At 43.2% G+C, this 11,511-nt stretch carries 7 protein-coding genes; 2 read left to right on the forward strand and 5 right to left on the reverse strand.

Features of this window, described 5'->3' with window-relative positions:
• Nucleotides 1-65: 65 nt before the first annotated feature.
• From K5620_RS14910 to K5620_RS14925, 4 genes are all read right to left on the reverse strand, one after another.
• Entirely contained in the window at nucleotides 66-1,334 is a 1,269-nt protein-coding gene (locus K5620_RS14910) for an ABC transporter substrate-binding protein (protein ID WP_016402876.1), read from the reverse strand.
• A 262-nt stretch (nucleotides 1,335-1,596) separates the two neighbouring features.
• The gene (gene lepB / locus K5620_RS14915) at nucleotides 1,597-2,469 is read right to left on the reverse strand and encodes a signal peptidase I (protein ID WP_016402877.1); all 873 of its coding nucleotides are present in this window, start codon (nucleotides 2,467-2,469) and stop codon (nucleotides 1,597-1,599) included.
• 10 nt (nucleotides 2,470-2,479) lie between these two features.
• A complete protein-coding gene (locus K5620_RS14920) occupies nucleotides 2,480-3,064 on the reverse strand; it encodes a flavodoxin family protein (RefSeq protein ID WP_016402878.1) in 585 nt (194 codons plus the stop codon).
• A complete protein-coding gene (locus K5620_RS14925; protein WP_016402879.1) occupies nucleotides 3,057-3,521 on the reverse strand; it encodes a hypothetical protein in 465 nt (154 codons plus the stop codon). The genes K5620_RS14920 and K5620_RS14925 overlap by 8 nt, the downstream gene beginning before the upstream one ends.
• A 583-nt stretch (nucleotides 3,522-4,104) precedes the next feature.
• Between K5620_RS14925 and K5620_RS14930 the strand changes: the two genes are divergently transcribed.
• Nucleotides 4,105-6,093 carry a methyl-accepting chemotaxis protein gene (locus K5620_RS14930; protein WP_016402880.1) on the forward strand — a complete coding sequence of 663 codons (1,989 nt, stop codon included), beginning with the start codon at nucleotides 4,105-4,107 and terminating at the stop codon, nucleotides 6,091-6,093.
• A gap of 33 nt (nucleotides 6,094-6,126) precedes the next feature.
• On the opposite strand, the gene K5620_RS14935 is transcribed toward K5620_RS14930, so the two are convergent.
• On the reverse strand, nucleotides 6,127-6,792 hold the full coding sequence (locus K5620_RS14935; protein WP_016402881.1) for a YoaK family protein: 666 nt from the start codon (nucleotides 6,790-6,792) through the stop codon (nucleotides 6,127-6,129).
• A 1,104-nt stretch (nucleotides 6,793-7,896) separates the two neighbouring features.
• Between K5620_RS14935 and K5620_RS14940 the strand changes: the two genes are divergently transcribed.
• Complete coding sequence (locus tag K5620_RS14940; protein WP_016402882.1) at nucleotides 7,897-11,109, forward strand: glycoside hydrolase family 48 protein; 3,213 nt, start codon at nucleotides 7,897-7,899, stop codon at nucleotides 11,107-11,109.
• The last annotated feature ends 402 nt before the right edge of the window (nucleotides 11,110-11,511 follow it).

Raw genomic sequence — 11,511 nt, forward strand, 5'->3', positions numbered from 1 at the left:
TAAGCACATTATTGTCATTGCTACTGGCTTTGTAAAGCTAGCACTTTATTAAGCTAACAAGCCACTTAGTGAATACTTTTAAAAACTTTAATTCTCAGAGCTTCTAATTGCTCAATAGCTTCAAAAGCAGTAACTCTGCCTTCCAAAAACTCCACCATTATATCCATAGCAGGCAAGGCAAATTGTTTAGGACTATCACGATCAAAAAACTGCGACACTCCTTTGGCGCTATTTAACAGCTGAGTGCCAGCTTGAATAAACCGATCTTCACTGCCCTTACTGCTAGACAAGGGGTTAATTTTCCCCAATTGCTGATTAAGCTCGACTAAGGCATCGCCCTTGGACAAGAAATCTAAAAACCAATAAGCGGCGATATTAGTTTTCGCTTGTGGGTGCGCCACAATGACATCAATAGGCGCTTCTTCATATTGCTTCTGCCCTTCAAGCACCTGGGGAAACGCCGCAAAGCCTAAATCATTACGCACTCTATCGGGCACGGTCGCGAGAAAGAAGTTCCCCATTAATACTGCCGCGGCTTTTTCACGATACATTGCTGGTAACGCTTGTTTCCAACCCATCTCATCACTGTTTGGCACAAAACACTGAGCATCGATAGCTTGTTGCCAATAATTAAAGACCTGCACCACTCGTTTATCGGTGAACGCGATGTTCCCAGCAAGCAACTGTTGATGAAATGCCAAGCCATTAATGCGCAAATTAAGGTAGTCAAACCAAGCAGCCACCGGCCATGCCTCTTTGCTACCAATGGTGACTAAGTGTTGTTGTTTGTTGGCAAAGCTTTGGCAACTCATCAGAAATTGCTGCCAACTAGTAAAAGTATCGGGTTGGTAGCGAATCATCGACTGCCGATAATAAAAGCCCCACTGGTAGTAATTTATCGGTAAGGCGTAATATTGTTGCTGATACTGGGAAGCGTGTTTGGCAGCCGAACTGAAAGTCTTGTCCCAATTGGCTTGTTGCCACCACGATGAGATATCGAGAATTAGGTCATTTTTAGCCAATGCCCTAAGCCGCTCACCACCAAACCAAAAAAACAGATCACCTTCGCCATCATTACTCTTCATGATGTCTTCAATGTTCTTTTTGTAGTATTCGTTTTCGTAAACCTGTGTCCCCACCTCAACATGTGGGTAGGCAGTACTAAAGCGTTCAATAAGCTGCTTGTAGGCTTGTCGCTGTTTGCCGCTACTGGGCATTAGTACCAAGGTGAGCGAGTATTGTTTATCTAGTTCATGCTTTGCTTTAACTTGCCAAGAGCCAATGAGTAAACACAATAGCAACAAGAACTTTAGCCACTTAGACGAATGTTTCAAGGCGCCAATACTCCTTAAGCCTGCTAGTTCAAACAATCTAATCATTAAGCAAAAGCAAGCGCGTTATGTAGCACCAATTGTTAGCTTATTGCCATGGAAAATATTGATTTAACTATAGTTATAGCAGCTCTTTGGCACACAACAAGTTGCTTTAAACCAAACACACAAATTTATGAATACTACTTATTGGCACTCAACATATTCAATTTTCTGTAGAAACATCACAACTCAACTACGGTAAAGCAAATCAGTTTTCTTCACCCTATTTAGTTCTTTCAGACAGAGACGTTTTTAAGGTGAAGTCATTGGGTTTAAGTGTTAACACTAGCTTTCCAAGAATACGATTACCATCAACAGCACCGTATAAACGGCTGTCTGCTGAGTTATCCCTATTATCTCCGACAAAAAAGTAGGCATTATCGGGGATCACATAGGCGTCACTAAAAGAGTGAGAAACACCAATAGCTCTTTGTATTAAATAGCTATTATTGGCTAGCACTTCTTGGTAGGTTTCCGTATGAGTTGTGCCAGATACAAAGCTTATAGGCAATTCTTCTCCGTTTAACTGTATATTGCTACCTTTAAAGCTAATCCTATCTCCTGGTAAGCCAATTAAGCGTGCAACGTGAGGCGCGTCCATGTTTGGTGGGTAAAATGCATACACATTGCCTTTTTGCATCAATTCTGGCTTCACCTTGTCGTTATCAACAAGGATTACCCCGAAAGTACCATAAGTTCCGTAACCTTGCTTCTCTACCACAATGTAATCCCCAACCGATAAACTAGGATTCATGGACCTTGCGGGAATAGTAAAAGGTTCATATAAAAACGCTCGAAACAAGGTGACCGATATCAACACTCCAGCGTGAATAGCGACTAAGCCCCACCATTTGGAAAACCATGCTCTAGGCAAGCAAATATTGTAATGCCTAACAATGAAGTAGCTATGAATAACAATAACTAACACCAGTCCTAATGTTAAATAGCTTGAAAAATACCAATCGACAATGGCAGTAAAAATTGACACGCACAAGTACAAGCTAAATAAGCCAAGGTGATTTAAGTAAAGAAATACAAAGGGTTGGACTATTATTCCTAATAGAAATGATATCCAAAATTTAGGCTTCCATTCCATTTAGGCTCCTTTAAGCTTTTTCGGAAGTATTTTTCAACAGAGACCCTACCCGTTGGCCTAAATAACGCGCAGTTGCAACATCGCTTGGATGAACCTCTCCATTACTTGACTGGGCTACTACACCCAGCTGACACCCTAAGCGATTTAACTCTCGTTGATCGTAACCACTAGCTAAGTCTAAACCTACCCACAACATACCATGTTGATTAGCGAGCGTTACTAGGTATTGCAAAGTACTGGTTTGATCACCATTTAACGCACTGCCGCAAGTAAAGCCAGCGGCCACTTTTCCTGCCCATTGTTGCTTACACCAAAGCTCACTGGTTGCGTCAGCAAAAGCCTTAAATTGTGCTGCTACTCCGCCCATGTAGGTGGGTGAACCAAAGATAATGGCATCACAATCGACAAGTTGTTCAAATACTTCAGGAGCACAAAAGCGCCCTTCTACTATTTGCTTACCTTGAATTTGAATACTGACAACTTCTATTGAATATGACTCAGCAAGACCAGCTTGTAGGGCTTTAGCTAAAATGCCAGTTACATCGGTTTTAGTAAAATACACCACCGCAACTTTAAGTTTCTGTACTCTAGTCACAGTACTCCTCGACCTTTGCTTCAACCTGCTGCTGGCAGGTTTGCTTATAACGAATATCTATTTCATTAATTAAGTTGGTGTAAACCTCAAAGCTTTCTTCATAGCCTTTAAAGGCTAGATCTGCATTACTTTTATTGCCTTCGCTAACGCAGGCCTCATGCACCGAATACCACTGCTCCGCGGCTTTCTCGGCATTATCTAATACTGTATTAAGAGGCACTTGGTTAATTAAAGCGAGTTGGCTTCGCTTATCAGTAAACAATTTACATACCTTGTCGCGAGGCATGTCATAGTCCCAAGAACATATTGCCACATATTGTTTACTCAAAGTTTGAATGTCTTGGTGTATACGCTGGTTGCTGCTGGAAGCTTCGGCAAAACCTTCTTTAGAACACACACTGGCAAAAGCTAATGTCGGTAAACAGCTTACGACAATAGCAACAAGTAAATTTCTCATTTTCATCCTTAAAGCAGAGCTTCATTTCACACTTATATTTATTAGCAATAAACTAAAACTACGCAGCACTCCAATCAAAATGCCTAAGGCACCTTTCTGAGCAATCTATACCTTTGATTTGATAATGCTTTTCTTACAAGAGTAATAGTTGCTTAAGATCGCATGTTCAATCGAGAAAAACATCAGTACAGCTCCAAAAAAACACTTTTTATCAAAAATATGCGCTGTATCTGCTGCTTACCTCAACACTACGATAACAAATATAAAAACTAGCTAAACTAAAAACCAAGTTCAGAGATACTAGGTTTGACGGTAGTATTTCCCAACCTTTCATGAACTCAACAAGCAGAGTATTGAACTAGGTTAAAAGCATTAGTTAAAAATTATCAACCTGCCTTTGTATATTTTACAATTCATTATCTGGTCAACCAATATTACTTATGGTACTAATTAGTCATACGAACGAATCGTAATAATTATTCCTAAAAATCAGTAAATTAGTGAACCATTCTTATAACTGTGGCTAGCTTTGTAGTTCTGATTTGGCTTGGGAGCAGCAGGAATACTAACAGGGATCTGTATCATGAAACTCAAAGTTGTAACCCGCACACTACTTGGTTTTGCTGTGCTACTTGCGTTGTTGTTGATTGTTGCGCTAATTGGCCAACTTAATATGCGACAACTAGAAAGCCAACTGGATCAAACCGTCAGCCGCTTAGCGCCAATGGCAGAGCAAGTGAATCAACTATCGGGATTATTGCTTAACTCGGCGCGCAAAGTTGGCTTACACAGCAATAGCCAAAACCGCCAACAAGCAGAGCAACTAGAACAGGAAGTTACCAGCCTATTTAGCAGCTACAGCCAACGTATCGAGTCCCTCTCTCAGTTAGCCCAACCTTACCCGCAAATAGTGAGCGGTTTAAGCCAATTAGACCAAGACCTTAATAGCATTAAAACCACCAGCCAAACGCAGTTAACCTTGGCCAACCAAGCGCAACAAGCACAGCAGTTGTTAACCAATCAGCGCCAAAGCTTTAATCAAAAGTGGAAAAACTTTGCGGGTGATATGGAGTTTATGATTGAAATGGTAGAAGAGAATGCCGAATGGGTTGTAACCGGCATGCAAGCCGACATAGCGGCGTTTTCTGGCTCTCTCGAGAAACTGTTTTATGCTCAAAATGCCCAGCAGTTTGACTCCCAATTTAGTGTGGTATCTAGTTATTACAAATCTCTTCAGCAAAAGCAGGAACAATTGCTCAAGCTAGACCCAGCCAGTGGTGAGGAGTTAACCAGCTATTTCGAGTTACTCAAACAAGCCTTTGCTAACAACGGTCTATTTACCAATCTAAAAAATCAGCAATTAGTTCTGAGTCGTCAAAACGAACAACTAGTGACACTAAACCAACAAACAGACCAAGCCCTAAACTTGCTCGACAATATCTCTGAGCAACTAAGCCAAATCATTGCAGCCGCTCACCTGCAAGCTCAACAAAGCTCGAGTTCAGCGCTATTGCAAACTGGACTCGTGCTGCTTTTGTCAATTGCTATAACCCTCTTTGTAGCTTGGAACGTAAGCAGGCAAATTCGCTTACCGCTAGCAAATACCCTGGCTCAAATTAAACGCATGGTAGATGGCGACTTTAGAACAGTTGAAGGTGTAAATGCCCACGATGAATTTGGTCAAATAGCCACTCACTTACATGAGCTTAGTGCCCAAATGAACCAGGTAATTAGTCAAATGAGCAATAACGCAAAGCAACTTGCTGCCAGTGCCAAGAGCGGCTTAGCAACCAGTGAGCATTCACATAAAGTGATTCAAGAGCAACAAGATCAAAGCCAGCTAGTTGCTGTTGCGGTAAGCCAAATGGAAGTAGGTGTTAACGAAGTATCTGAGCAAGCCCAACAAAGCCGTGACGACATTGGCCAAGTAAACCAACTTACTGGGCAAAGCCACCAAGCCGCACAATCGACCTTAGCCACAACTAATCAACTTCAAACCACCGTTGTAGATGCCAGCCAACAAGTGAGCGAGCTTAAACAACAAAGTGATGACATTAACCGTATCGTTGATGTTATCCAAGGCATAGCCGAACAAACCAACTTATTAGCCTTAAACGCCGCTATCGAAGCTGCCCGCGCAGGCGAACAAGGCAGAGGTTTTGCGGTCGTTGCCGATGAGGTTAGAGGATTAGCTACTCGCAGCCGCGAAGCCACGCAAGAAATTCTAACAATGATAGAGCAACTACAGAGCCGCGCTCAACACGCTATGGACATGATGGTACAAGGCGAAACCATGGTGGGAAGCTGTATCAACGAAGCCGAGCAAAGCTCTCAACAGCTAGAGCAAGTTGCTCAACTGCTAAGCGCTATTCAACAGCGTAGCGAGAACATTGCCAATAACGCCCAAGATAAACACACCGTAGCGGTACAAGTAGCAAACAACGTTGAGAAAATTGTCGAACTGAGCGAGCTGGCCAACCGAGATGCTAACCAAACCCAGCAAATTAGCGATGCTCTGCAGCAGCAGTCTCAGCAACAGCTAAGCGAACTATCTAGGTTTAAGCTGGGATAAACAAACGGCTTTTACATAAACATAAAGCGGTAATCACACCGCTTTATGTTTAGCCTTATAGACCGAGTAGAACAGCGCCAAAAACAAACATACTCCAGCTGGTATCAATAAAGAGTAAAACGCCAAGTTAGCAAAGCCAAGTGCCCCTAAAGTGCCGCCGAGTATAAAACCTAGCACAATGAGTGAGAACAACAGTGCGCGCCGTTTATCAAATGGGCCACCACGAAGAACAGCCCCCAACATAATCCCCAAATCAGTAAATATACCGGTAACGTGAGTGGTGCGGACAACCGCACCACTGTAGGTAGTTGCCAAGGCATTTTGTAAGCCACACGCGGCGGATGCTAAGTAGATCCCATAAGAAAAGTCACCAATTAGTAGATAGCTAGCACCACAAAGAAACGTTGCCTCTAAGCAAAGTAGAGCGCTGTAATTACGCCCCAACTTTAACGCCTCACCACGTAAAAAGTAGCCAGAAATTGCAGCGCCCATAACAAAGCTAAACAACACGCCAAACAAATATAGTAAATCGTTAAAGCCAGCACTCATTGCTCCCGTGCCCAGCAAAGTGGCCGTTCCAGACAAATGAGAAACCGACTGGTGCTTAAATCCCAATAAGCCCACTGCGTTAATAAAACCCGCGTTCAACGCTAACAAAAACGTTCCATACTCAACCCAGCGAGGTAACTTAGAGATCACAGCTATTCCTTGAACTTATACGCGTTTTTAATCCTTGCGAACAAAAGTTTACCAAACAACCAGGCCTTACCGAAGTAAGTAATAAGCGCCAGAGTAGTGACAACACAAGCAACACAAGCAAAACACTTCTGCTAACTAAGGGCTTGGCAAAAATATCGCTCTTAAAATCGATGAAGGTTAAAGAACCCCCTTCGCAAAATGAGCCTTAAACGATAATTCAAAGAGCCGAACAATCCAGTAGCGAACATTCATGGCTTTGATTGTTTAGACTAAAATCTAAACTTCACTGTGCGCGATGCTCTTTGATGCCTTAACGTCAATACTGCCTCAGCTGTATTTCAGCTTTAACTAAAAAACTGTCTCAAATTTATGACAACAAAAGCCTTTCATAATTATGAACTAAGCAATTTATTCGCTTGTAGCCTTTATTTTTAAGCCCACCGCTCACTTTAAAAAACACTGTCTCAAATTGGGGACATAATAATTGACAAAAATGAATATTTACCATTTAATATTCATCATCATTTATTTAAACAACAACACAAAGAAATGCAGTTCTTGGTAAAAAGCCCTCATTGAGACAGGCACAAGAATGCATATAAATCATTAATAATAATGAAATAAAACTATAAAAACAGCCAATATAAGTCATACGTTAATATCTATAACAAAACTGAAATTGGTATAAACCTGTTAAAAAATCAATATCACCTCAAACACCTCTCGCGATCACAATCACATATTTATGCAATAACACATGAAACAAACTCTAAATGTAGATTGTTTTTTATCCATTCAATGTTTTACATCACGCTGCCAGATTTGTTCATCAAAACAGCTATAGATATTTCTATTAATAAGTTTGATTCTTTAGCCCGGATTTATCGTTCGATCTGTTGGCTAGGTGTTAACTCCCCTTGTAAAAAAACTACACGCTCAAACTAGCCAAGAGCTTGGCGATAGATTCCGTTTTTTTAGGCTGTATAAAAATCTGTAGCTAGGTGATGCGGCTAGAAAGCCACACACGGCAACAGTGGCCAATGTGTTTTAAAGGTGACAGCAATACCCTGTCGTTAGGGTTTATTTTTTGAAATGGAGTTTACAATGCAATTTGCTAAACGTTTAGGTTCGAACCATTTACGCGGTTCAAATCAAGCTACTGGGTTAATACGACGCTCTAAACTTACCGCCGCAATTGTTAGTGCCCTTGTTGGGGTTAGCTTTTCTGGTATCGCTAATGCGTCGGTATATGAAGATCGTTTTGCTGAAATTCGCGGTGAAATTTACGCACCAGAAAATGGTTATTTAAGTGCCGACGGTGGCCCTTACCACTCTATCGAAACTTTTATTATTGAAGCGCCAGATCACGGGCATGAATCAACCTCTGAAGCGTATTCTTACATTCTTTGGTTAGAAGCTGTTCACGGTAAACTAACCGGTGATTGGCAACCGCTTATCGACGCCTGGGCTCTTATTGAAGACCACATTATTCCTACTTCGGAAATGCAGCCTACGGCCGATAAATACGCTAACGCTAAAGCGACTTATGTACCAGAAGGCCCGTTACCTTCTAGCTATCCCCTACCACTAACTAACGGCGCAGCTGTAGGTGAAGATCCAATCAGTGCCGACCTAGCTTCAACTTACGGTACCTGGGACGTTTACGGTATGCACTGGTTGTTAGACATGGACAATGTCTACCAGTACGGTAATTTGGGAGACGGAACGTCTACGCCTTCATACATCAACACCTTCCAGCGTGGCGAACAAGAGTCGGTATGGGAAACGGTGCCACACCCATCTTGGGAAGATTTTAGTTGGGGCGGCGAGTACGGCTTTTTAGACTTGTTTGTTAAAGAGTCTCAAGCGCCTGCTAAGCAATGGCGTTACACCAATGCGCCAGATGCCGATGCTCGTGCAGTTCAAGTTATGTACTGGGCATTGCAGTGGATGAAAGAACGAGGACAAGATCCAGAAGTTGTAGCACCTGGTCTAATGGCTAAAGCAGCCAAAATGGGTGATTACCTGCGTTTGGCCATGTTTGACAAATACTTCAAGAAGATTGGTTCGCAAGATGCGCAAGGAAGCGCTGGCCAAGGTTACGACTCTGCTCACTACCTAATGTCTTGGTACTATTCTTGGGGCGGTCCCATTGACCCTTCAGCAAACTGGGCTTGGCGTATTGGTTCTAGCCACGTTCACTTTGCCTACCAAAACCCAATGGCGGCTTATGCACTCTCGCAAATTGCCGAGCTACAACCTAAAGCACCAAACTCAGTTCGCGATTGGGATATTGGCCTAGAGCGTTCTTTAGAATTTTTCCAATGGACACAGTCAGCTGAGGGCGCATTCTCTGGTGGTGCCACCAACAGTTGGAACGGAAAATACGATACCTACCCAGCAGACCGCGCTAACAATACCTTCTATGGTTTAGCCTACGACGAAAACCCAGTTTATGAAGATCCAGGTTCTGGCACTTGGTTCGGTTGGCAAACTTGGGGGGTTGAGCGGGTAGCTGAATACTACTTCATTACTGGCGAAGCACGCGCTAAAGCGATCCTAGATAAGTGGATTAGCTGGGTGCTAAACGCTACACCAGAAAAAGGCCTACCAGTTCTCGATTTTAGTGACAACGACGTAAAACTCGCTGCAACTTTAGCCTTTACGGGTGTTCCAGAGAAATGGGATCCTGCTAACCCTAAAGCCAATACAAACCTTCATGTTGAAGTAATAGACCACGGGCAAGATGTGGGTGTTGCGCACAACTTAGCTAAAACCCTTATGTACTACGCTGCAGCAGAACAGAAACACCAAGGTGAAGTTCATCAAGGTGCTAAAGATGCTGCACAAATGATTTTGGATCGTTTTTGGGCTAACCATCGCACAGATAAAGGTGTCTCGGCCCCTGAAACACGCAGCGACTATGCAGAACGCATCAACGAGCCAGTATTCTTCCCAGCAGGATGGAGCGGTAAAAATGCGGTTGGCGCAGACTTAAATGCCGACACCACATTCTCTAGCATGCGTCCTTTCTACAACGAATCAGATCCAGGATATCAAGAGCTGCAAAATGCTTTAGCTGAAGGTCGCGATCCAACATACACTTACCACCGTTACTGGGCCCAAGTAGATGTTGCAACTGCAAACGCCTTGTATGCTGAATTGTTCCCTGAGGCTGATTGTGCAGACGGATGCGCCCCAAGCGCTAAAGACATTGCAGTTAAAACTTCGGTAAACACTGCAACTAGCATTACCCTAGAAGGCAGTGACAGCAATGGCACGGTAGAGTCTTACAACTACAGCCAAGCGAGCAACGGCACAGTAAGTGGCACAGGTAAACAAGTTACTTATACTCCGCAAAATGGCTTTGTAGGTGTTGATAGCTTTACTTACACAGTTACCGACAACGAGCAACTAAGCTCTGCCCCAGCTACGGTAACTATCACTGTTGAAGATCTAAACAGTAACTTGCCACCAGAAGCGTGTTTTACTGCTACACCAACTAGTGCAATGGTAGGCGATATCATTAGCTTTGACGCAAGCTGTGCAACAGACACTGATGGCGACACCTTAAGCTACAGCTGGGCCTTTGGCGACAACAGCAACGGCAGCGGTGCAAGCATTAAGCACAGTTATGCAGCCGCTGGCAGCTACGACGCAGTGTTAACAGTAAATGATGGCAAAGGTGGCGTAGATACTTCAAACGTAACTATCACCATTGAAGAGCCTGCTGGCAACCTGCCTCCGGAAGCTTGTTTTACCGCTACCCCAACCAGCGCTAATGTTGGCGACGCGATTAGCTTTAACGCTAACTGCTCAAACGATGCAGACGGAGATAACTTAAGCTATAGCTGGGCCTTTGGCGACAACAGCAATGGCAGCGGAGCTTCAACTCAACATAGCTACTCACAAGCGGGTAGCTACAATGCAGTACTAACAGTAGACGATGGTAAAGGTGGTGTAGATACCTCTAGCACTACTATCACTATTAGCGAAGCGCCGGTTTCTAGCGCTAGCTGTAAGTACGAAGTGCAAAACCACTGGAACGCTGGCTTTGTTGCAACCATAACCATTACTAACAACGGTAACGAAGTGATTGATGGTTGGGATGTTAACTGGAACTACGCCGACGGTTCGGTAATGAGCAACGGTTGGAACGCTAACTTTAGTGGTAGCAATCCATACTCTGCTAGCTCATTAAGCTGGAACTCACGCATCCAGCCAGGCCAATCAGTAAGTTTTGGTCTGCAAGGTAATAAAGCGGTATTTAACGGCCCTGCTCCTGTGGCAACCGTAACTGGCGCTGTGTGTAACTAAGATCCAATGTTCGTTTCATAATCCGTAAGTAAAGGAGGCCTAGGCCTCCTTTTTTCATGTTTAAAACTAACAGCATGAGCATTTCCTCCAAACTAGAACCCATTTCGCAATCAACCCACCTCGCTAAGCAACAGGCGATAAATCCAGATCTCATTTTGAGCCGCTCACCTTCTGAAACATCGGCCTAATATTTCTTAACACTCACTAAGTTTGTGCTGCTCTCACACATTCGATCATTATTATCAAATCACATAATAAAAATCAAAAAGCTGACTTATACCTTTATTCGCATGAGGGAATTATGTGATTAGTCAATACTGTAAGGGCAAGATTGCCGCAAAGACATTGCCAAAGAGCAAACGCTAGCAATTCTTACAAATAAATTGAATGAACATACATGCA

The organism is Agarivorans albus, from assembly GCF_019670105.1.
GTDB classification, from domain to species: domain Bacteria; phylum Pseudomonadota; class Gammaproteobacteria; order Enterobacterales; family Celerinatantimonadaceae; genus Agarivorans; species Agarivorans albus.